The sequence below is a fragment of the Amycolatopsis rifamycinica genome, from assembly GCF_000695625.1.
Lineage (GTDB): Bacteria > Actinomycetota > Actinomycetes > Mycobacteriales > Pseudonocardiaceae > Amycolatopsis > Amycolatopsis rifamycinica.
The window spans coordinates 22,975-44,934 of record NZ_JMQI01000001.1 but is presented as its reverse complement, the minus strand read 5'-3'; the positions used below and the strand labels follow the sequence as shown (position 1 = coordinate 44,934).

19 protein-coding genes are annotated in these 21,960 nt (G+C 72.0%); 4 read left to right on the top strand and 15 right to left on the bottom strand.

Annotated features, from left to right (window positions below; all coding sequences use genetic code 11):
• Window positions 1-39 precede the first annotated feature (39 nt).
• From DV20_RS00205 to DV20_RS00170, 8 genes are all read right to left on the bottom strand, one after another.
• Window positions 40-915 carry a peptidylprolyl isomerase gene (locus DV20_RS00205; RefSeq protein WP_043775009.1) on the bottom strand — a complete coding sequence of 292 codons (876 nt, stop codon included), beginning with the start codon at window positions 913-915 and terminating at the stop codon, window positions 40-42.
• A 131-nt stretch (window positions 916-1,046) separates the two neighbouring features.
• On the bottom strand, window positions 1,047-3,338 hold the full coding sequence (locus tag DV20_RS00200; RefSeq protein WP_043775006.1) for a glycosyl hydrolase family 95 catalytic domain-containing protein: 2,292 nt from the start codon (window positions 3,336-3,338) through the stop codon (window positions 1,047-1,049).
• 125 nt (window positions 3,339-3,463) lie between these two features.
• The gene (locus tag DV20_RS00195; protein WP_043775003.1) at window positions 3,464-4,873 is read right to left on the bottom strand and encodes a M1 family metallopeptidase; all 1,410 of its coding nucleotides are present in this window, start codon (window positions 4,871-4,873) and stop codon (window positions 3,464-3,466) included.
• A gap of 80 nt (window positions 4,874-4,953) precedes the next feature.
• A complete protein-coding gene (locus DV20_RS00190; protein ID WP_043775001.1) occupies window positions 4,954-8,829 on the bottom strand; it encodes a Pls/PosA family non-ribosomal peptide synthetase in 3,876 nt (1,291 codons plus the stop codon).
• 289 nt (window positions 8,830-9,118) lie between these two features.
• A complete protein-coding gene (der, locus tag DV20_RS00185; protein WP_043774997.1) occupies window positions 9,119-10,579 on the bottom strand; it encodes a ribosome biogenesis GTPase Der in 1,461 nt (486 codons plus the stop codon).
• Between the two features lie 16 nt (window positions 10,580-10,595).
• Entirely contained in the window at window positions 10,596-11,255 is a 660-nt protein-coding gene (locus DV20_RS00180) for a lysophospholipid acyltransferase family protein (protein WP_043774994.1), read from the bottom strand.
• On the bottom strand, window positions 11,252-11,956 hold the full coding sequence (gene cmk, locus DV20_RS00175; RefSeq protein WP_043774991.1) for a (d)CMP kinase: 705 nt from the start codon (window positions 11,954-11,956) through the stop codon (window positions 11,252-11,254). Before cmk ends, DV20_RS00180 begins: the two co-directional genes overlap by 4 nt.
• Before the next feature lie 91 nt (window positions 11,957-12,047).
• Window positions 12,048-12,593: a TetR/AcrR family transcriptional regulator gene (locus tag DV20_RS00170; RefSeq protein WP_084093249.1), complete on the bottom strand. Its 546-nt coding sequence runs from the start codon at window positions 12,591-12,593 to the stop codon at window positions 12,048-12,050.
• A 111-nt stretch (window positions 12,594-12,704) separates the two neighbouring features.
• On the opposite strand from DV20_RS00170, the gene DV20_RS00165 reads away from it, so the two are divergent.
• The 3 genes from DV20_RS00165 to DV20_RS00155 are packed head-to-tail and all read left to right on the top strand — an operon-like array spanning window position 12,705 to window position 14,799.
• On the top strand, window positions 12,705-13,073 hold the full coding sequence (locus DV20_RS00165; protein ID WP_043774985.1) for a DUF4267 domain-containing protein: 369 nt from the start codon (window positions 12,705-12,707) through the stop codon (window positions 13,071-13,073).
• A gap of 36 nt (window positions 13,074-13,109) precedes the next feature.
• On the top strand, window positions 13,110-13,592 hold the full coding sequence (locus DV20_RS00160) for a cation:proton antiporter regulatory subunit (RefSeq protein ID WP_043774983.1): 483 nt from the start codon (window positions 13,110-13,112) through the stop codon (window positions 13,590-13,592).
• 7 nt (window positions 13,593-13,599) lie between these two features.
• On the top strand, window positions 13,600-14,799 hold the full coding sequence (locus DV20_RS00155; protein ID WP_043774981.1) for a cation:proton antiporter: 1,200 nt from the start codon (window positions 13,600-13,602) through the stop codon (window positions 14,797-14,799).
• Here the strand turns inward: DV20_RS00155 and DV20_RS00150 are convergent.
• Together DV20_RS00150 and DV20_RS00145 are read right to left on the bottom strand one after the other, a co-directional pair.
• Window positions 14,787-15,128, bottom strand: coding sequence for a hypothetical protein (locus DV20_RS00150; protein WP_043774980.1), 342 nt, complete (start codon window positions 15,126-15,128; stop codon window positions 14,787-14,789). The two genes, DV20_RS00155 and DV20_RS00150, sit on opposite strands and share 13 nt — an antisense overlap.
• 101 nt (window positions 15,129-15,229) lie before the next feature.
• Window positions 15,230-17,071: a Xaa-Pro dipeptidyl-peptidase gene (locus DV20_RS00145; RefSeq protein WP_235190665.1), complete on the bottom strand. Its 1,842-nt coding sequence runs from the start codon at window positions 17,069-17,071 to the stop codon at window positions 15,230-15,232.
• 66 nt (window positions 17,072-17,137) lie between these two features.
• On the opposite strand from DV20_RS00145, the gene DV20_RS00140 reads away from it, so the two are divergent.
• Window positions 17,138-17,980, top strand: a complete 843-nt coding sequence (locus DV20_RS00140; protein ID WP_043774979.1) for an SAM-dependent methyltransferase — start codon at window positions 17,138-17,140, stop codon at window positions 17,978-17,980.
• On the opposite strand, the gene DV20_RS00135 is transcribed toward DV20_RS00140, so the two are convergent.
• The 5 genes from DV20_RS00135 to DV20_RS00115 are packed head-to-tail and all read right to left on the bottom strand — an operon-like array spanning window position 17,959 to window position 21,928.
• A complete protein-coding gene (locus DV20_RS00135; protein WP_043774977.1) occupies window positions 17,959-18,711 on the bottom strand; it encodes a pseudouridine synthase in 753 nt (250 codons plus the stop codon). The genes DV20_RS00140 and DV20_RS00135 overlap by 22 nt on opposite strands.
• Complete coding sequence (gene scpB, locus DV20_RS00130; protein WP_043774975.1) at window positions 18,698-19,630, bottom strand: SMC-Scp complex subunit ScpB; 933 nt, start codon at window positions 19,628-19,630, stop codon at window positions 18,698-18,700. The genes DV20_RS00135 and scpB overlap by 14 nt, the downstream gene beginning before the upstream one ends.
• Window positions 19,627-20,529, bottom strand: a complete 903-nt coding sequence (locus tag DV20_RS00125; protein WP_043774973.1) for a segregation and condensation protein A — start codon at window positions 20,527-20,529, stop codon at window positions 19,627-19,629. The genes scpB and DV20_RS00125 overlap by 4 nt, the downstream gene beginning before the upstream one ends.
• Window positions 20,529-20,960, bottom strand: coding sequence for a hypothetical protein (locus DV20_RS00120; protein ID WP_043774972.1), 432 nt, complete (start codon window positions 20,958-20,960; stop codon window positions 20,529-20,531). Before DV20_RS00120 ends, DV20_RS00125 begins: the two co-directional genes overlap by 1 nt.
• Window positions 20,957-21,928, bottom strand: coding sequence for a ParA family protein (locus tag DV20_RS00115; RefSeq protein WP_043774970.1), 972 nt, complete (start codon window positions 21,926-21,928; stop codon window positions 20,957-20,959). The genes DV20_RS00120 and DV20_RS00115 overlap by 4 nt, the downstream gene beginning before the upstream one ends.
• Between the last annotated feature and the right edge of the window lie 32 nt (window positions 21,929-21,960).

Sequence of the window (21,960 nt, the reverse complement as noted above, 5' to 3'; positions counted from 1 at the left end):
ACCCACCTTAAGCCCGGACTCCTCGACCGCCCGAAACGGTCAGGGGGTGACGTGGGTGAGGGTGACCGGGATCTCGGGTGGGCCGCTGCCGTCGCCGATGCCCGGTTCGGCCGGGTCGGTTCCGGCGCGGGCGATCCGGTCGAGGACCTCGAGGCCGGGGTCGTCGATGCTGCCGAAGACCGTGTAGTCCGGCGGGATGTCGATCCGGCCGAAGCCCAGGAAGAACTGGGACCCGCCGGAGTCCGGGGCGGTCGGCTTGGCCATCGCGAGGACGCCGCGGCCGTACGTGAGGCCGGGGAACAGCTCGTCGCGGATCGTGTAGCCCGGGCCGCCGGTGCCGTCGCCGACCGGGTCGCCGCACTGGAGCATCTGCAGCCCGGCGCTGACCGACAGCCGGTGGCACGCCGTCCCGTCGTAGAACCCCTGCCGGGCCAGGCTCAGGAAGCTGACCACGGTGCACGGCGCCAGCGCGCGGTCCAGGGTCAGCCCGACGTCGCCCGCGGTCGTCGCCAGCCGCACGTCGACGGTCCCGGTCGACGGAGCCGGGCCGTCGGGCGGCAGCGCGGCCTTCTTCGGCGCCGGTGAGCCCGGGTCGGGGGTGAACGCGCACGTCACCGGGTCGGCCAGCGGCTTCGCCCGCTTCGGCATCGGCGCCCGGCCGCCCGGGATCGCGGCCGGCGTGCCGGACACGGTCGCCGACGGGGAGCTCGACGTCGGCGCGGTGGTCCGGAACGCGCCGCCGGCCCGGCCGGCCGGCTCGCGCAGGAACCCGGGGTAGCCCCAGGCCAGGAAGGCCAGTGCCATCACCACGACAACCACGACCGACCCGGTGACCAGCACGATCGCCGTCGCCGACGACTGCTTCGGCGGCGGCCGGTCCGAGTACGGACCGGGTCTGCCGCCCGGCTCGCTCATCCACGCTCCCCTCGTCGGAGAGCGTCATTCTGCCGTCACGACCGCGTTCCCGGGTGAGAACACGCGATCACGGCAGACCCCGCCCCGCCGAGCACGGTTCTGCACGTCACGTCCGTTCGACCTCCTCCGGTTCAGCTCGGCAGGCCCCACGCCGGCGCGGGACCGAGCGCGGGGACGTCCCGCGGCGCGTAGTCCGGGCGCCCGCCCCGCGGGGTGACGACGGCGGTGCCGCCGCGGCGCAGCCCGATCGCGATCCGCCCGGGCCCGGCCGGGCGCCACGGCAGCCGTCGGCCGTGTTCGTCGCGGACCTCGATGTCCCCGGCGACGCCGTGCTGGAGCACCAGGGCCTCGCCGGCTTCGCTGTGCACGCGGACGAACTCGGTCTGGCCGTCGCGGCGGGAGGCGTCCACGAGGAACGCACCTTCCGCGCGCAGCCCGGCGATCGAGGCGTCACGCCAGGTCGCCGACACCGACGGGAAGACCTTGAGCACCCCGCCGGCCCCCTGCAGCACCATGTCCACAACGGACTGTGCCGCGGTGATCGGGCTCTCGATCGCGAAGTTCGAACCCTCGCGGTACATCGTGTTCGCGGTCAGCCCGGTATCGGCCACGACGTTCCGGTCGAGGAAGAACTTCAGGTACCGCAACGCTTCTTCGGGCGCGTCCATCACCGAGCTCATCGACGACGCGGCCGCGTAGCTGTAGCCGTGCCACGCCGTCTGGTCGGCGGCCCAGTGGGTGAAGGTGCGCGTCATCAGGTCGCGGTCGCCCGGGCGGTCCCAGACCTTCTCCCGCAGCGGGTACAGCCACAGCAGGTGCGAGAAGTGCCGGTGCGAAGCGGACAGGGGGACGGCGTCGCCGATCAGCACGCCGTTGGCCGGGTCCTCGTGGTACGGCACGAGCTTCGCGCCGATTTCCCGCCAGATCGGCACGCGCGGTTCGTCCAGGCACAGGATGCGGGCCGAGTCGACGAGCGTGCGGGCCGCCCACCGGATCAGGGACAGGTCGTAGGTGCAGTCCGGCGCGTCGGCGTACTCCGGCGACCGGGTCAGCGGCAGGTGCAGGAACCCGTCCGGGCCCGTGAACAGGAAGTGGCGGTAGAAGTTCAGCGCCTTCGCCAAGGTCGGGTACAGGACATCGCGCAGCACGCGCTTGTCCAGGTGGTGCCGGTAGGCCAGCCACACGTTGTGCAGCCCCCACAGCAGGTTCCCGGTCTGGTCGGTCTTCGACGTCGTCCCGGGGACGCCCACCGAGCGCGTGCCGCCGGGCCGCAGCCGCCAGTCGCCCGGGTGCGAGAGGGCGTAGGTGTCGCCGTCGCGGTACGCGGGCGGGACGGACGCCTCGAGGTTCGCGTGGTCGCGCCGGAAGGTCGCGGTGACGGCGTCGAGTTCGGGGTGGTTGGTGCTGTTGACGATCGGGTAGGTGACCTGGACGTTGAGGTTCCACCAGACGGCGGTCCAGCTGTTGCCGGTCTCGGGGAACCACGGCCCCCATTCGGACACGACCGGCCCGTCCGCCCGGGTGGCGGCCGCGATCTTGTAGAGCTGGATCCAGTAGAAGCGCTGCACCTGCTTGTCCGGAACCGAAACGAAGCTGCGCCGGTGGTAGTCGTTCCACCAGTGGCGGTGGCGGGCGAGCAGGGCGTCCGGGCGGGCGGCAAGCGCTTTCCGGACGGCCGCGCGCGCGTCGGCGGTGTGCGTGGTGCCCGGGAAGCTGTAGGCGACGGTCGCGGCGAGCAGCCGTCGCGTCCCGATCGCGCGTTCCTGCCACGCCGTGGTGTACCCGCCGCCCGCGAGCATGGGCTGGGCGCAGTAGCCGTCACCGAGCTCGGGCGCCGGGTTGGCGACGTACTCGGGCGGCTTGCGCACGGTCCGGGTGGTCGCGGACTCCAGCGGCTGAAAGCCCCACGTGGCACCGGCTTCGCCGGCGCTCGGCGTCAACGAAACGAGGAGGACGCCGAGGTCGTTGTGCACGACGGCGGAGAAGGCGACCGAGCCCTGCGTGGTGGTGATGGTGCCACCGAGCTCGGCGTTGTAGAGGTCGAGCGTCCAGTCGACGGCGGTGATCGCGCCGGCCAGGGTGAGCGTGAGGGAGCCGATCGGCAGGCGGGAGAGGCCGATGCCCGCCTCCCACTGGATGCGCTGGTCCTGCACCTGGGTGTGGCTCAGCATGAACTTGAGGGTGTTCGGTGTCTTCCCGGCGTAGACCTGGGTGCCGAGGTAGCCGTTGGCCAGGAACGGGCCTTCCTGCCAGTTCTTCGGCAACCGCCGCCAGATCATCCGCGCGTCTTCGGCGACGTCCCGGTGCGGGTCGGCGTTCGCGAGCGCGGGCGGGGCGGCCTGGGACCACAAACCCCCGAAGGCGGCGGCCCCGGCGAGTACCGAAGCAGCGCGGAGTACCGTCCGCCGGGACACTGCGTCCATGAAGCATCCTCCGAATTCATACTACGTTTCGGCGAGATCATGCGGCGGCGTCCGGCCATACTTGCAGAAGGCAGCCCGAAAGGCCAGGGCGGTTCACCCGGACAGCAGCATAGACATCCGACGAATCAGGGCAGCGGGGGCACCGCCGGCGTGTCCAGCCAGCGCGTGAAGAAGCCGCGCAGCGAACGCCCCGCGTGCACCTCGGCCGCGGCGACGAAGAGCTCGGTCGTGACCAGCCCGTGCCGGTACTGCTCCGCCCAGGATTTCAGCAACGCGAAGAACGCCGCGTCGCCGATTTCCGCCCGCAGCGCGTGCAGCGTCAACCCCCCGCGCTTGTACACGCGCTCGTCGAACATCCGGGACACGCCCGGGTCGGCGATCCGGACGTCCGCCGGCTTGGCCTTGACGCGGGCGTGCCAGTCGCGGGCCAGTGCCGCGGCCGGCGGGCCGCCCGACTCCTCCGACCACAGCCACTCCGCGTACGTCGCGAAGCCCTCGTTCAGCCAGATGTGGCGCCAATCCGCCACCGTCAGGCTGTTGCCGAACCACTGGTGGGACAGCTCGTGCAGCACGAGCCGCTCGTGGGTGCGGCGGCCGTCGACGTGGTTGGCGCCGAAGATCGCCATGCCCTGGGCCTCGATCGGGTCGTCGAGGTCGTCGTCGGTGACCACGACGACGTACTCGGTGAACGGGTACGGGCCGAACAGCCGCTGCAGGAACTCCATCATCCGGCCCTGCCGCCCGAAGTCGCGCTCGAACGCGCGCCGCAGCCGCGGCGGCACGGCGGCCCGCTGCGGGACCGTCTCGAAGACCGATTCCACCTGCCCGCTCGCGCGCCCGATGCCGAGGCTCAGCCGGCGCAGTCCCACGCCCGTGTGCGGGAACCAGCCGCGGCCGGTCAGCTCGACTTCGTCGTAGCGGCCGATCTGCACGCTCATCAAGTACGTCGCCGTCGGCTCGCGCCGCTCGTAGACCCACCTCGTGGTGCTGGCCGACGTCGTGCGCTCGACCAGCGTGCCGGTGACCGCGACCAGGTACGGCGACGCCGTCGTCACGCTCACCCGGTACGCCGCCTTGTCCGACGGGTGGTCGTTGCACGGGAACCACGACGGCGCGCCGACCGGCTGGCTCGCCACCAGCGCGCCGTCGGTCAGCTCGTCCCAGCCGACGTCACCCCAGCGGCTCCGCACCGGGCGCGGGTTGCCGACGTAGTGGACCTCGACGGTGAACGCCGCACCCGCCGGGACCGATTTCGCCGGCTTGACGTGCAGCTTGGCGCCGCGCTTGAGGTACTTCGCGGGCTTCCCGTCGAACAGCACGCGGTTGACCCGGAACTCACCGAAGTCGAGGCTGACGCGGGAAAGCGCCTGCGTCGCCTCGGCGGTGATCACGGCCGAGGCCGAGAGCCGGTTGGGCGCGACCTTGTAGTCGAGGTTCAGGTCGTAGTGCCGCGTCCGGTAGCCGCCGTTGCCGTGCGCGGGCAGGTACGGGTCGCCGGAGGTGTCCGCGCCGGGAGCGGGAGCCTTCGCAATCACCCGTGGCGAACCTTTCGTCGTGCGTGCTGGAACCAGGCTCGCACGGACGGGGGAGTCCGGCGCGCCTGGCCCTGCTTTCGTTACTTGCCCGGCCAGGCCGAGATCGGGTTGCCCAGCCAGCGGGTGTCGGCCGGGACCTCGTCGCCGCGGGTCACCAGCGAGCCCGGGCCGACCGTCGTCCGGGCACCGATGCCCGCACCCGGCAGCACGATGCCGTGCGGGCCGAGCGTCGCGCCCTCGCCGAGGGTCACCCGGGACATGCTCATGATCCGGTCGTGGAACAGGTGCGTCTGCACGACGCAGCCGCGGTTGATCGTCGCGCCGTCGCCCAGCTCGACGAGGTCCGCCTCAGGCAGCCAGTACGTCTCCAGCCAGACGCCGCGGCCGATCTTGACGCCCATCGTGCGCAGCCACGCGCTCAGCAGCGGGGTGCCACCGACCGAGCCGATCAGCCACGGCACGGCCAGGGCCTCGACGAAGGTGTCGGCCAGCTCGTTGCGCCAGACGAAGGAGCTCCACAACGGGTGGTCGACCTCTCGGAACTTGCCGACCAGCAGCCACTTCATCACCGTCGCGGTCAGCGCCGCGACGATCCCGGCGGCCAGCAGGGCGGGCCCGGCCAGCAGCGCGGCGACGCCGAAGCCGAACGCCGAAGCCGTCCACAGCAGGCCGAACGCGACCACGACGGTCAGCGCGACCCCGCACATGACCGGGACGATCCGGCACAGTTCGACCAGCGCCCGCGCCGCCTTGAGGTGCAGCGCCGGGGTGTAGGTGCGGCTCGTGTCGGCCTCGCCGACCGCGCGGCGGACCGGCAGCGGCGGCATGCCCAGGTACGACGAGCCCTTCTTCGCCTTCAGCGGCGTCGAGGACAGCACGCCGACCAGGCCGCGCTTCGGCACCGAGCGGCCGGGGGCGGTCATCCCCGAGTTGCCGAGGAAGGCCTGCTTGCCGATCCGTGCCGGAGCGACGTGCAGCCAGCCGTGGCCGAGCTCGTAGGTGGCGACCATCGTGTCGTCGGCGAGGAACGCGCCGCTGTCGACCTTCGTCATCTTCGGCAGCGCCAGGACGGTCGACGCCTCGACGTTGCGGCCCACCTTCGCGCCGAGCAGCCGCAGCCACACCGGGGTGAACAGGCTGGCGTACAGCGGGAACAGGCCTTCGCGGGCCATGCTCATCAGGCGCTCGGTCGCCCAGACCTGCCAGGCGACGCGGCCGTGCACCGGGTGGTAGCCCTCGACCATGCCGACGCTCAGTGCCCGGACACCGACCAGCACGAGCAGCATGTACGCCAGGAAGTACGCGGCGGTCGCGACCGGGACGAAGACCAGCGCGCGGGTGAACGCGTCCAGCAGCGTCGGGGCACCGGAGATCGCGTAGCCGAGCACGGCGACCCCGGCGAGCGCGGCCACGCCGGGCAGGAAGCCGAGGGCCAGGGAGGTCACGCCGTAGACGGCGGCCCAGAAGTGCGAGCGCGGCGGGCGGCTCGACGGCCACTTCAGCGCGTTGCGCTCCTCCTTGGCGACGCGGGCGGCGGGCGAACCGGCCCAGCGCTGCCCGGCCGGGACGGCGCCGCGGACGGTCGACCCGGCCGCGATCTCCGCGCCCTTGCCGATCCGGACCCCCGGGAACAGCGTGCTGCGCGCGCCGACACGGGCTTCGGCGCCCACGCGGACCTTGCCGATGTGCACGACGTCGCCGTCGACCCAGTGGCCGGTCAGGTCGACCTCAGGCTCGATCGCCGCGCCGCGGCCCAGCTTGAGGAAGCCGGTGACCGGCGGCGGCGAGTGCAGGTCGACGTCCTTGCCGATCCGCGCGCCGAGCGCCTTCGCGTACGTGGTCATCCAGGACGCGCCGGCCACGCTGTCCGCGCCGGAGAACTCGGCCAGCTTCTCGGCCGTCCAGAGTCGCAAGTGGACACTGCCGCCACGCGGGTACGTCCCGGGACGCACTCCGGACAGCAGCACGCGCGCGCCGCCGGCGGCGATGGCGATCCGGCCCGCCGGGCTGAACAGCGCCACCCACGCCAGGCCGATCCAGGCCCAGCTCAGCGTCGGCGCCCAGGCGAACCCGAGCAGCGACAGGACGTTCGACAGCGCGGCGGCGAGCGTCGCCCACCGCAGCCCGACGAGGCCCATCAGCGGGACCAGCAGCAGCGTCTGGATGACGCCGGCCCGGCGCTTCGTCGGCGCGATGTCCCGGCGTTCGGTGGCCTGGCCGCTCAGCGCGTCCAGCATCGCGGCCATGGCGCCCAGCTTGGGGTGGGCGTAGATGTCGGCGACCGACACCTGCGGGTGCCGGGTGCGGATGCGGGCGACCACCTGCGCGGCGGTCAGGCTGCCGCCACCGTGGGTGAAGAAGTCGGCCTTCGGGCTGTCGACCGACACACCGAGGATCTCGGCCCAGCCTTCGGCGAGCCACGTCTCGGTCGGGGTCAGCCCGGAAGCCTCCACTGTGGACAGCGGCCACGGGAGGGCGGTGCGGTCGACCTTGCCGGAGGTGCGGGTCGGCAGGTCGTCGACGACGGCGAGCAGCGGCACCAGCGCGGCGGGCAGGTGCTCCCGCAGGCGATGCGCGGCCTGGTCGTGGTCGAACTCCTCGCTGCCGGGGACGACGTACCCGACGAGGACCTGGTTGCCCGCTTTGGTGCGGCGGATCGCGGCGGCCGCGCCCTGCACGCCCGGCAGGGCCTGCAGCGCGGCGTCGACCTCGCCGAGTTCGATGCGGCGGCCGCCGAGCTTGACCTGCTCGTCGAGGCGGCCGAGGAACAGCAGGCCTTCCTCTTCCGCGCGGACCATGTCGCCCGAACGGTAGGCGCGCTGCCAGCCCAGGGACGGCAGCGGCGCGAACTTCTCGGCGTCCTTCGCCGCGTCGAGGTAGCGGGCCAGGCCGACGCCGCCGATGACGAGCTCGCCGGTCTCGCCCATGGCGACCGGCTCGCCCTCGTCGTTGACCACGGCGAGCTGCCAGCCGGCGAGCGGCAGGCCGATGCGGACCGGGCCGTCGCCGGTCAGCTGCGCGGCGCAGGCGACGACGGTGGCCTCGGTCGGGCCGTAGGTGTTCCAGACTTCGCGGCCTTCGACGGCGACGCGCTCGGCCAGCTCCGGCGGGCAGGCTTCGCCGCCGAAGATGAGCAGGCGGACGTCTTCGAGCGCGTCCGCCGGCCACAGCGCGGCCAGCGTCGGCACGGTCGAGACGACGGTGATGCGCTGCGCGACCAGCCACGGGCCGAGGTCGACGCCAGTGCGGACCAGCGCGCGGGGCGCCGGGACCAGGCAGGCGCCGTGGCGCCAGGCCAGCCACATCTCTTCGCAGGAGGCGTCGAAGGCGACGCTCAGGCCGGCCAGGACGCGGTCGCCGGGGCCGATCGGCTCGTCGGCGAGGAAGAGCTCGGCTTCGGCGTCGACGAAGGCGGCGGCACTCGCGTGGGTGACCGCGACGCCCTTGGGCTTGCCGGTGGAGCCGGAGGTGAAGATGATCCAGGCGTCGTCGGCTGGGCCGGGACGGCCCTCGCGGCCACCGGGGGTGCTGTGGACGTGGATCTCGCCGTCGGTGGCGACCGCCGCGACCTGGGCCTCTTCGAAGACCAGCTCGGCGCGCTCGTCCGGGTCGTCGGCGTCGACCGGCACGTACGCGGCGCCGACGGACAGCGTGGCCAGGATGGCGGTGTACAGCTCGGCGGTGCCGGAGGAGATCCGGATGCCGACGCGGTCGCCGAGGCCGACGCCGTAGCTCTTGAGGCGGCGCCCGTAGGCGTCGATCTCCTCGAGGAGCCGGCGGTAGGTCAGGGTGGTGGTGCCGTCGTCGATCGCGGCCGCGTTCGGGTGCCGCTCGGCGGTGGCGGCGAGGATGTCGAGGAGGGTGCGCTCGGCGGCACCGAGACCGGACCAGAACAGCGCCCGCTCGGCGAGCGTGACTTCGGCGGCGGATCCGGTGGGTTCGATCGTGACGGTCATCGGCCGCTCACCCCGGGCAGAACAAAACCATGGGCGCGCAAGCCCACCACTCACCTTTCGGGAGCCTCAACCGGGCTCGCTCTCCGAATGAGGCGCCCGCAACGACCTTTCACCATACCCGCGGATCACCAAAAGGTATCCACAGGGTCACGCCAGCGTGTCCGACCTCACGATCTTGGAGGCATCACGCGTGATCAGAGGGGCATCACGCGTGATGGGACGGGCATCGAGAGTGATTCCCCACCAATCACGAATGATGCCCGTCCAATCACCTGTGATGCCCGTAACGTCACCGGGTTCGGGCGGCTTTTCCGCCGACCTTGGGCTTTGCCTTCTTTTCGCGGACCCGGACGTTCACCCGGACGGGGCTGCCGGTGAAGCCGAACTGCTCGCGGAACTTGCGCTCGATGAAGCGGCGGTAGCCCGCCTCGAGGAAGCCGGTGGTGAACAGCACCAGGGTCGGCGGGCGGATGCCGGCCTGGGTCGCGAACAGCACCTTCGGCTGCTTGCCGGAGCGGACCGGCGGCGGGGTGGCCGCGACCAGGTCGGACAGCCAGGCGTTGAGCTGGCCGGTCGGCACCCGCTGGTCCCACGACTTCAGCGCGGTCCGCAGCGCCGGCGCGAGCTTGCGCACCGACCGGCCGGTCAGCGCCGAGATGTTGACCTTCTCCGCCCACGGCACGCGGACCAGGCCGCGGTCGAGCTCGCGGACCATCGCGTGCCGGCGGTCCTCGTCGACCAGGTCCCACTTGTTGAACGCCAGCACGCACGCGCGGCCGGCCTCGACGACCATGGTCAGCACCCGCAGGTCCTGCTCCGACAGCGGCTCGGCCGCGTCCAGCAGCACGATCGCGACCTCGGCCGCGTCGATCGCGGTCTTGGTGCGCAGCGAGGCGTAGTACTCGGCGCCCGCGGCGAAGTTGACGCGCTTGCGCAGGCCCGCCGTGTCCACGAACCGCCAGGTCTCGCCGTCCAGCTCGACCAGCGAGTCGACCGGGTCGACGGTGGTGCCGGCCACCGAGTCGACGACCGAGCGCTCCTCGCCGGACAGCTTGTTGAGCAGGCTCGACTTGCCGACGTTCGGCTTGCCGACCAGCGCGACGCGCCGCGGCCCCGACGTCACGGCGCCGCCCTCGCGCGGCGACTCGGGCAGGGCCTTGAGGATCGCGTCGAGCAGGTCGCCGGAGCTGCGGCCGTGCAGCGCGCTGACCGGGTGCGGCTCGCCGAGGCCGAGCGACCACAGCGACGCGGTGTCCGCGAGCAGCCGGTCGTCGTCGACCTTGTTCGCGGCCAGCAGCACCGGCTTCTTCGAGCGGCGCAGCACCTTGGAGACGGCTTCGTCGGTCGCGGTCGCGCCGACCGAGGCGTCGATGACCAGCAGGACCGCGTCCGCGGTCTGCATGGCCAGCTCGGCCTGTGCGGCGACGGAGGCCTGCAGCCCGGTCGCGTCCGGCTCCCAGCCACCCGTGTCGACCAGGGTGAACCTGCGCCCGCCCCAGTAGGCGTCGTAGGCGACGCGGTCGCGGGTCACGCCCGGCACGTCCTGCACGACGGCTTCGCGCCGGCCGAGGATGCGGTTGACCAGCGTCGACTTGCCCACGTTGGGCCGGCCGACGACGGCGAGGACCGGCTGTGCGAGCGCGGCCTCCTCGGCCGCTTCCGCCGCCTCGATCCGCGCGTCGAGCGCGGCGAACTCGGTCTCGTCGGACCAGGTGCCGTCGACTTCGCCGGCGGTTTCGTACTCTTCCATCGGAACCTAATTTCCCTTATACCGCGCCGAATCCGTGTTCGGCACGCCAGTCGTCCAAAGTCTTGACGAGCGCCGCGAGCTCACCGCGCAGCTCTTCGGTGCCCTGGTCGAGCCCGGTCCTGCCGGGTCCGACCTTCGGCGAGAACGGCTCGCCCACGAGGATGTCCACCCGTGGCCGGAACCGCCGTCGGCCGCCGTCCGGCTTGAGCGTGCCCCGCGTCGCGACCGGGAGCACGGTCGCGCCGGAGGCCCGGACCAGCCAGGCCGCGCCGCGTTCGGCCGCGCCGACGTCCCCGGTCCCGCGGGTGCCTTCGGGGAAGATCCCGACGACTCCGCCGTCTTTCAGGACGCCGACCGCGGTCATCAGCGGCTTGCGGTCGATCTCGCCGCGCTTGAGCGGGATCTGCCCGATCGCCAGCAGGAACCGGCCGACGATCCCGCCGAACATCTCGGCCTTGACCAGGAACGCCGAACGCCGCGGAAGCATTCCGAAGATCAGCTGCGGCTCGATCATGGAACTGTGGTTGGCGATCACGAGCAGCGGCCCGGTGGCGGGAACGCGCTCGCGGCCGTGCACCCGGATGTGGAACGCCGAGCGCAGATAGTACCGGGCGAAGACCCGCCCGGCGTCGTGGAGCCTGCCGACGGAGCCTTCCGGCAACCCGTCAGCGGTCATCGAGCCACCTCGGCGCCGCACCCCGCCAGCAGGCCGCGGTGGCTGGCCAGCTCGCTCAGGGCGACGATCACCTGGTCGATCGACAGTTCCGAGGTGTCGACGGGCACCGCGTCGTCGGCGGCGCGCAGCGGCGAGGCGGCGCGGGTGGAGTCGAGGTGGTCACGGCGTTCGACCGAAGCCAGGGCGTCGGCGACCGAAGACTGCCGCCCGGCCGCGGTGTCCTGGGTGCTCCGGCGCGACGCGCGGACGTCGGCCGAGGCGGTCAGGAACACCTTCAGCGGCGAGTCCGGCGCGACGACGGTCCCGATGTCCCGGCCCTCGACGACGATCCCGCCGCGGTGCTCGACGACGTCGCCGATGATCTGCCGCTGCCGGGCGACCAGCAGCTCACGCACGTGCGGCACCGCCGACACGGGCGAGACGGCCCTGGTGACCTCGGGCCCGCGGATGTCGGCGGCGACGTCCTCGCCGGCCAGGCGGATCTCGGGCCGCTCGGGGCTGGTGCCGATGCTGAACTCGGCCCGGTCGGCCACGGCGGCGACGGCGTTCGCGTCGGCCGGGTCGACACCGGCGCGCAGCACGGCGAGGGTGACCATCCGGTACATCGCACCGGTGTCGAGGTAGCCGGCGCCGAGGCGCTGGGCGAGCTTGCGGGCGACGGTGGTCTTCCCGGTCCCCGACGGGCCGTCCAGCGCGACCACACCTCGTAGGGCTCCCGTCACCGGCATTCTCCTCGCGTTCTCGTCTCGGTCGGCTTTGTCCCCCATTCTGCCGGTCGGGGCGCGGAGGAGATCAGTCGCCCCGCGCGCCGAAGCGGGCGACCACCAGCGCGAGGCGCTCGTCACGGTGCTCCGGGGACAGCCGGTGGCCGCGATCGAGGGTCACCAGCCCGTGCAGCGTGCTCCAGAACACCTCGGTCAGCACACCCGCGGGCTGCTCACCCGCCACCGGCTCGACGACCGCGAGCAGCTCCGCGAAGTTCGCCTTCATCACCTCCGGGGTGTCGTCCTGGGCGAACCGCAGTTCGGACGCGAGCGTGAACATCGCGTCGTACAGCGCCGGCTTCGCTTCGGCGTACGCGACGTACGCGCTCGCGATCCCGGCGAGACCGCCGTCGCGCGCCGCGGCCAGTGCCTCGGCCAGCTCGGCGAAGCCCTCCAAGGCGGCCGCCGCCATGATCGCGTCCTTGCCGCCGGGGAAATGGCTGTAGAGCACCGGCTGGCTGTACTCGATCAGGGCCGCGAGCCGCCGGGTGGTGACCGCCTCCCAGCCCTCCGCCTCGGCGAGCTCGCGGGCCGCGGTGACGATGCGCTGCGCTCGCTCGGTCCGGTCCCGCACACGTCGTTGTCGCTGGGTCATGGGTCACACGCTAGCACTGCTAGACAAACTAGCGGTGCTAAGTTAGCGTTGCTAGCAATCCTAGCGACGCTAGAAAACTGGAGGAACACCATGATCGTCACCGGCTACACCCTCGTCGCGATCGTCTCGCTCGGGATCATCTTCATCGGCCTCAACTACCTCTTCGCGCCGGCGAAGATCGCCGCGGGTTTCGGTTTCCCCGAGGTCCCGGAAAACGCCACGACCTTCCTGAACGTCAAGGGCGGCCGTGACATCGGGGCCGGCCTCGTCCCGCTGACCCTGATCGTCTACGGCGACCCGCACGCGCTGGGCTGGGTCATCCTGACCGCGGCCCTCTGGCCCGTCTTCGACATGCTGATCGTCCTGCGCCACCGGGGGAAGAAGGCCGTCGCGTTCGGGGTCCACGGGCTGACCGCGGCCGTGATGGTCGTCGCGGCCCTGCTCCTGCTGCTCGGCTGAACGCCGCGAATCGGACACGTGGGTTACGGTGGTTGGGTGAACGTCGAAGTAACTCCTCTGCCCGGCATCGGGGTCCGCAAGGACTTCGCCACCCGTACCGGTCGGCGCGTCGGCGTCGTCACCCAGCGGGACGGCCACATCGAGCTGATCGTGTCCAAATCGGATGATCCCGATGCCTGCGCCGCCTCGATCCCGCTCACCGCGGACGAGGCCGGCGCGCTGGCCAACCTGCTCGGCGCACCGCAGCTGGTCGCCCAGCTGACGGAGGAGCACCGGGACCTGCCGGGGATCAGCACCCGGCAGCTGCCGATCAAGCCGTCCGGCCCGTTCGACGGCCGGACGCTCGGCGACACCGCGATGCGCACCCGCACCGGCGTCTCGGTGGTGGCGGTGGCTCGGGCCGGGCAGGTGCACCCGTCGCCGACGCCGGACTTCACGTTCACCGGAGGCGACCTGCTGGTCGCGGTCGGCACGAGCGAGGGCCTCGAAGCCGCCGCCAAGATCCTCAAGTACGGCTGAGCGGCCGATGGACCACACCGCGCTGTCCTTGATCGAACTGGGGGCGGTCTTCTTCGTGCTGGGCGTGCTCGGGCGCCTGGCCGGCAAGATCGGCCTCTCCCCCATCCCGCTCTACCTGCTCGGTGGCCTCTGCTTCGGGCAAGGTGGCCTGATCCCGCTCACCGACATCGGCGGCTTCACGCACCTGGCCGGCGAAATCGGCGTCGTGCTGCTGCTGTTGCTGCTCGGCCTCGAGTACTCCGCGGCCGAGCTGTTCACCGGGCTCCGCCGCTCGTGGACGGCGGGCCTGCTCGACATCGTCCTCAACGCGGCCCCCGGCGCGGCCGTCGCGCTGCTGCTGGGCTGGGGCCCGGTCGGCGCGATGGTGATGGCAGGCGTCACGTACATCTCGTCGTCCGGCATCATCGCCAAGGTCCTCGGCGACCTGGGACGGCTCGGCAACCGCGAGACGCCGGTGGTGCTGTCGATCCTCGTGTTCGAGGACCTCGCGATGGCGCTCTACCTGCCGATCCTCACCGCGGTGCTGGGCGGGGTGTCCCTGCTCGGCGGTCTCGAGGCCGTCGGCATCTCGCTGCTGGTGATCACCGTGGTGCTGGTGGTCGCGCTGAAGTTCGGCCGGTACGTCTCGGCGGCGGTCGACAGCCCGGACCGCGAGGTGTTCCTGCTCAAGGTCCTCGGCGCGGCGCTGCTGGTGGCCGGGCTGGCGTCGGCGATGCAGGTGTCGGCCGCGGTCGGCGCGTTCCTGCTCGGCATCGCGATCTCCGGTTCGACGGCGGAGAACGCGACACGCATGCTGGAGCCGTTGCGGGACCTGTTCGCGGCGGTGTTCTTCGTGGTCTTCGGGCTCAACACGAACCCGGCGTCGATCCCGCCGGTGCTCGGCTGGGCCCTGGTCCTCGCGGTCGTGACGACGCTGACGAAGGTCGGCACGGGCTGGTGGGCGGCCCGCCGCCAGGGCATCGGCAAGATGGGCCGCGCGCGAGCGGGCGCGGCACTGGTCGCCCGCGGCGAGTTCTCGATCGTCATCGCCGGGCTGGCGGTGGCGGCGGGCGCGGTCACCGGCGAGCTGGCGGCGCTGGCCACGGCGTACGTCCTGCTGATGGCCATCCTCGGCCCGACGGCGGCCCGGGTGGTGGAGCCGATCGTCCGGGCGTTGCAGCGGAAAGCGACCGCGCGGACGGCCACGGCGGAGGCTCAGAACACGTAGGTGCAGCCCGTCGCGACCAGGGACGTCCCGCTGTACGAGTAAGCGCTGCAGGTGGCGGTGACGTTGGTGTAGACGGCGTTCATCGGGAACTGGTGGTAGACGGCGTTCAGCCGGGCGATCGTGAAGACGTAGGGCGCCCCCGCGTCGGCGAACCCGGCGCACGACGTGCCGAGGTTGACCGTGGGCGAGGGGTACGGGATCGAACTGGTCCGGATCAAGACGCCGGACGCGCAGGCGGTCGTGGTGGCGGCCTGCGCAAGGGCGGGGGCGACCAGCGCGGAGGCACCGGTCAGGACGGCCAGGGTCGCGCACAGCTTCCGAATCGGCACGGCGGCTCCTCGGTGGGGGTGCGGGGGTTTTCGGGCCTATCGCCGGAAGGTCCGGGGGCAAGCGACCTTCCGGCGGGGCCCGGCTGGGCCGTCCGGCTACCTCACCGCAGGTCCGCCCGGCCCGCCGACGGCACGAACGCGCCCGTGCCGAAGGCCGCGTGGGTCGTCGCCGCGGGCACCACGCCGGCGATCGGCACCGACACCGACGTCCGGGCCAGGTCCAGCGTCACCCGGCCCGGCTGGGCCGGCCCGCGGAGGAAGCTGCCGTCCGTGCCGCCGATGATCAGGGCCAGTGCGTGGCCCTTCGGAACGACGTGGTCCGTGGACGCCAGCCGGAACGTCATCGTGTACGCCGTCCCCGGGGTCAACGGCCTCTCCTGCGACAGGGACGCGTAGTTCGCCAGGTCCGCCCAGCCGCGGCTGATGATCGTGTAGTTCACCTTCTTCACGTCCGCCGAGGCGATCCGGTAGCAGGCGTCGTCGCCCGAGGTCGACGAGCCCCAGCAGTTCTCCGTGGTGCCCGTCTTGATCCCCTCGCCGCTGCCGGCGAAGTTGCGGATCGTCGCCGCGCCCAGATCCACCAGCAGGGCCGACACCCGGGCCGACGACGTGCTCGGGGTCGCCGTCACGGTGACGGACGACGTTCCCGAAACCTGCACGTCGGCCGGGAGCGCCCCGGTCGAGTACGTCAAGGCCGCGCCGCCCGGGTTCGTCACCCAGGTGTCCTCGCCCAGGCTGGGGTTGTCGGTGAACGACGCCGTCCCGGACGTCGGCGAAGTGCCCAGCGTGCCGGAGGCGTGCGGCCGCAGCGTCGTCGCCACCACGCCGGCCGCCGGGTACGCGCTCTGGTCCACCCACTGGTCCGGCTGCCGTTCGACGCTGGCCATCGGGCCGTTCTGGACGCCGTTGTCGATGCCGAGCAGGTAGTGGTCGAACCACCGGTGCAGCAGGTCCACCCAGCCGGCCCGCCGGTAGTCGAACGGGTCGACGTGCCCGGTCTGGGACAGCCAGATCTTCTTCTCGACGTTCAGCCCGGCCCACCACTGTCCGAAGTGGATGGTCTTGACGTTGAGGTCGTTGACGCCGTGGGACAGCAGCACGCTGGCCCGCACGTTGCCCGCCCGCCGGACGTAGTCGCGGTCCGCCCACAGCGGCCCGTAGTCGCCGTTCGCGGCGGCGCCGGCCGCCAGGACCTGGTTCTGCGCCGAGCAGTTCTGCCCGCTGTTGCGCGCTTCGACCGTGCGCGCGAGCCCGTCCGGGTTGAAGCCGAAGGTCGCGCCGTCCGAGCGGTAGTAGTCGTACCAGGAGCTGATCGCCGCGATCGGGACGATCGTCTTCAGCCCGGCGACCCCGGTCGCCGCGACGCCGTTGGCGATCGTGCCGTCGTAGGACTTGCCGATCATCCCGACGTTCCCGCTGCTCCAGCCCGCCGTCGCCGCGCTGCCGCCGGTCTTCGCGGTGTAGCCGGTCGCGCGGCCGTTGAGCCAGTCGACGACCTTGCGGGCGGAGTCGACGTCGGAGGCGCCGCCGACGTCCGCGCAGCCGGCCGAGCGGTTCGTCCCGGCCAGGTCGACCAGCACCACGGCGTAGCCCCGGGGGACGAAGTAGTTGTCGTAGAACAGCGGGAACTTCACCGGCTTCCCGGCGCTGTCGTACGACTTCAGCTCGCTCTCGTTGCCGCGCCCGCAGCACGAGTAGTACGGGCTGGCGTCCATGATCACCGGAACGGGTGAAGTCGCCTCGCTCGGCCGGACGATGTCCGCGGCCACGCGATCGGACCGGCCGTCACCGTCCCCGTCACGGCCGATGTCGACCCAGACGGTTTCGCGGACCGCCTTCGCGTAGTCGTAGACCGGTTCGCTCTCCTGCGTGGCCGCGGCGGCGGGAACCACCGTGCCGGACAGGAGCACCGCGACGATCCCGCACACCACACCGGTTCGCATGCCTCACACGCTAGCGGGCCGGGGTTCACGCCCACTACAGCGGAAAGTCGGGCGTACGTTGGGATCGTGACCGGATCCCTGCCCGCGGTGAGCCGCACGGCGGTCGGTGTCGCCGCCCTGCGCGCCGCCGAAAGCCGCCGCCCGGACCGCCTGTTCGACGACCCGTACGCGGCCGCGTTCGCCGAGGCGGGCCGCTCGGCGCTGCCCGCGGAACCGGCGGGCGGGCTCGGCGCGATGTTCTACCCCCAGGTCGTGATCCGCACCCGGTTCTACGACGGCCACCTGCTCGGCAGCGGCTGCGGGCAGGTCGTGCTGCTCGCGGCCGGGCTCGACACGCGGGCGTTCCGGCTCCCCTGGCCGGACGGCACGCGGCTGTTCGAGCTGGACCTGCCGGAAGTGCTGGCGTTCAAGGACCAGGTGCTCGCCGGGCGGGGCGCCGAACCGGCGTGCGCACGGGTCGTCGTGCCCGCCGACCTGCGCGAGGACTGGGCCACCGCGCTGCGCGGCGCCGGGTTCGACCCGGCCGTGCCGACCGCGTGGCTGGCCGAAGGCCTGCTGATGTACCTGACCGGCGCGGAGGCCGAGCGGCTGCTGACCACCGTCGGCGAGCTGGCGGCGCCGGGCAGCCGGATCGCGTTCGAGCACCGGCCGGGCACCCCGCCGGGGAGCCTCATCGCCCGCGCGAAGGTGGCCGCGGGCGGCGAGCACGTCACGTCCCTGTGGCGCGGCGGGCTCGGCGGCCGGGCGCCGGAGTGGCTGGCCACCCACGGCTGGCAGCCGTCGACGGTCACCCGCGCCGAACTCGCCGCCGCCTACGGCCGCCCGTCGGACGACGACGCGACCGCCGGCGGCTTCGTCACCGCTGTGCGGCTGCCCCCGAGAGGCGGTCAGAGCTCGACGTTGCGGTAGAGCGCACCCACCTCGGTCTTCGTCAGCCGCCGGATCGAGCCGACGCGCTGGTTGCCGAGCTGGACGTCGCCGACCGCCGTGCGGACCAGCTTGAGCACCGGGTGGCCGGTGTCCTTGAGCAGGCGGCGCACGATGTGCTTCTTGCCCTCGTGGATGACCAGCTCCACCAGCGACTTGCCGGAGTGCATGTCCTTGACGCGGAACTGGTCGACCTTGACGATGCCGTCCGGCAGCTCCCAGCCCTTGCGCAGCTCCTTGCCGAGCCCGCGCGGGACGAGGCCGTCGACCTCGGCGAGGTAGGTCTTCAGCACCCGGTAGGACGGGTGCATCAGCCGGTGGCCGAGGTCGCCGTCGTTGGTCAGCAGCAGCAGGCCCTCGGTGTTCTCGTCGAGCCGTCCGACGTGCACGACGCCGGGCGTCTCTTCGTAGCGGCCGCGCAGGTAGTCGCCGACGCAGGGGCGGCCACGGTCGTCCGACATCGTCGAGTGCACGCCCTTGGGCTTGTTCAGGGCGAGGTAGATGAGGTCGTCGCGGAGGTTCACGCGGGTGCCGTCGACGTGGATGATCGCGCTGTCCGGGTCGACGCGGCGGCCCAGCTCGGTGACGACCTCGCCGTCCACCGCGACCCGGCCGGCGACGATCAGGTCTTCCGCCGCGCGCCGGGAGGCGACCCCGGCCTGCGACAGCACCTTCTGCAGCCGGACGCCGTCGGGGTGTTCACTGGATGTCATCGATGGTGTCCACTTCGGGTAGCAACGGAGCGATCGGCGGCAGGTCGTTCAGTGACGACAGCCCCAGTCGCTCCAGGAACAGCTCGGTCGTCACGTACAGCGTCCCGGTCGTCTCGGGATCGGTCCCCATCTCTTCGATGAGGCCGCGCGCGAGCAGCGTCCGGATCACGCCGTCCACGTTCACGCCGCGCACCGCGGCGACCCTGGCCCGGGTCACCGGCTGCCGGTACGCGATCACGGCGAGGCTCTCCAGCGCGGCCCGGGTCAGCTTCGACCGCTGGCCGTCCAGCAGGAGCTTCTCCACGAACGGGGCATAGACGTCCCTAGTGTAGAACCGCCACCCTTCGCCGACGCGCCGCAGGTCGATCCCGGACGCCCGATCGGTGAACTTCTGCGCCATGGTCCGCAGCGCGACGACGATCCGCGACTGGGGTTGCCCGAGGGTCTCGGCGAGGAGTTCTTCGCTCGCGGGCGAGTCGACGATGAGCAGAAGCGCCTCGAGCGCGGCTTCGAGGGTCTCGTCGGAGGTGACATCCGGCCGGGAGTCGGCATCCCCGGCGGCCACCAGATCGGCCTCGGGATCCTCCGGACCCGGCTCGGCACGCGCGGCACTTTCACGTGAAAGTGCCGGGTCCGCCTCGGGCTCGACCCCCGACTCGGCCTCGGGCTCGGGCTCGGGCTCGGAGGGGGCACTTTCACGTGAAAGTGCCGCCGTCTCCCGGGCACTTTCACGTGAAAGTGCCCCCTCGGGGTCGGGCTCGGGGGCGGCGACCTCGGGCAGTGGGTCGAGCGGCTCGCCGTCCTCGGTGACCGGCTCGCCCGACAGGGCCTCGCCCAGGGCCAGCTCCGCCGCGGCGTCGGCCGGTTCGCCCACCGGCGGTTCGGGCGGGGACACCTGCTCGTTGTTCTCCGGGCTCACCCGTACTCCTCTTCGTCTCCGGCGGCGCGGTCCAGCTCGGCCGCCGCGGAGGCTTCTTCCTTCGAGCCGCCCGTCCAGCGGACGTGCAGCTCGGCCAGTGCCTCGCTCTGCTCGAACTGGACCGTCGCCTCGCGGTAGAGCTCCAGCAGCGCCAGGAAGCGCGCCACGATCTCCACCGTGTGCTCGCAGTCGTCGACCAGCTCGCCGAACGTCGCCTGGCCACGTTCGGCCAGCATCACCCGCAGGATCGCCGCGTGCTCGCGCACCGAGATGCGGCCCATGTGGATGTGGGCGATCGACACCGTCGGCGGCGGCTTCGGCCGGAACACCGCCACCGCGATGTCGGCGAACCGCTGCGGCGTCACCCCCAGCATGACCTCGGGCAGCAGCCCGACGAACCGCTCCTCCAACGCCACCGAGCGCGGGTAGCGCCGCAGCGCGTTCTGTTCCAGCTCGCCGAACAGCGCCGCCACCTGCTTGTAGGCGCGGTACTGCAGGATCCGCGCGAACAGCAGGTCGCGGGCTTCGAGCAGCGCGAGGTCGTCTTCGCTCTCCACCTCGGCCGACGGCAGCAGCCGGGCCGCCTTCAGGTCCAGGAGCGTGGCCGCGATGACCAGGAACTCCGTCGTCTCGTCGAGGTTCCAGTCACTGCCCAGCGCGCGCGTGTACGCGATGAAGTCGTCGGTGACCTGGTGCAGCGCCACCTCGGTGACGTCGAGCTGGTGCTGCGAGATCAGCTGCAGCAGCAGGTCGAACGGGCCCTCGAAGTTGGCCAGCCGCACCTTGAACTTCGACGTGCTCAGCTCTTCGGTGTTGACGCCTTCGGGGATCATCCCGCCGTGCACCGTCTGGTGCGGTTCGGGGACCTGGTCCTCGGGAGCCGGTGCCGGCTCGTCCATCAGCCCTCGGTTTCGCCGCCGTCTGAGCCGACCACCCGCAGCCGCTGCACCAGCACCGATTCCTCGCCGTGCTGGTCGAAGTCGGCCAGCAGCACCGCCACGGCCTCGCGGACCAGCCGGCCGCGGTCGACGACCAGGTCGTGCTTCGCGCGCAACGTCAGCCGGGCCTGCTCCATGGCCAGGAGCTCGTCGCCCGAGACATACACGGTGATTTTCGCATCGTGCTTCGTCCGGCCGGATCCGTGCGGGGCCGCGTCGCCGCTGCGGGCGAGCTGCTCCTTGCGGCCGTTGCCCTTGGCCTTGCCGCTGCCGTTTTCACCGGGTTCTGCGGGCGCCGGGCCGGGCGGGGCCTGGGGAGGGAGATCGAGAGCGGGGCTGGAGGTGATGCGGAAGAGTTCCGACGCTCCGGGCAGGGAGGCGCGCCTGCTCACCGAGCGATCACCTCGCGGGCCAGCTGGCGGTACGCCGCCGCGCCGGCCGACTTGGGCGCCCAGGTCGTGATCGGCTCACCCGCGACCGTCGTCTCGGGGAACCGCACGGTGCGGTTGATGACCGTGTCGAACACGGTCTCGCCGAATGCCTCCACCACGCGAGCCATGACCTCCTTCGAATGCAGGGTTCTCGGGTCGTACATGGTGGCGAGAATCCCGACTATGTCCAGTTTGGGGTTGAGGCGTTCCTGAACCTTCTCGATGGTGTCGATCAGGAGGGCGACGCCTCGCAGACTGAAGAACTCGCACTCCAGCGGGATGATCACGCCGTCCGCGGCGGTCAGCGCGTTCACCGTGAGCAAGCCGAGCGAGGGCTGGCAGTCGACAAGAACATAGTCGTAGTCGTTCATGACCGGACGCAGGACCCGTAACAACGTGTGCTCGCGCCCTACCTCGGCGACGAGCTGGACCTCGGCGGCGGACAGGTCGATGTTGCTCGGCAGCAGGTCAACGCCCTCGACGCGGGTTTTCATCAGCACGTCGGTGGCGCTGACCGAGCGCTCCATGATGGCGTTGTAGACCGTCTGGTCCAGCTCGTGCGGCTGGATGCCGAGGCCGACGGCGAGCGCGCCCTGCGGGTCGAAGTCGACGAGCAGCACCTTCCGCCCGTACTCGGCGAGGGCGGCACCCAGGTTGATGGTCGACGTCGTCTTGCCGACGCCGCCCTTCTGGTTGCACATCGCCATGATCTTGGCCGGGCCGTGCTTGTCCAGCGGCGCCGGATCGGGGTGCTCGCGGATCGGGCGGCCGGTCGGGCCGATGCCTTCGAGCTTGACCTTCTTGCCGTTGCGCTCCTGCTGCTCGTCGCCGTCGTGGATCGTGGGCGTGGCGATGGTGACCTGGCTGAGGTTCGCCGCCGCCGACCCGGCGGACTCGGCCGAAGGGGCCGGCTGGTTCGGTGTCGACATGGCGCGAAAGCTCCTTGTTCGTCAGCGTCCGC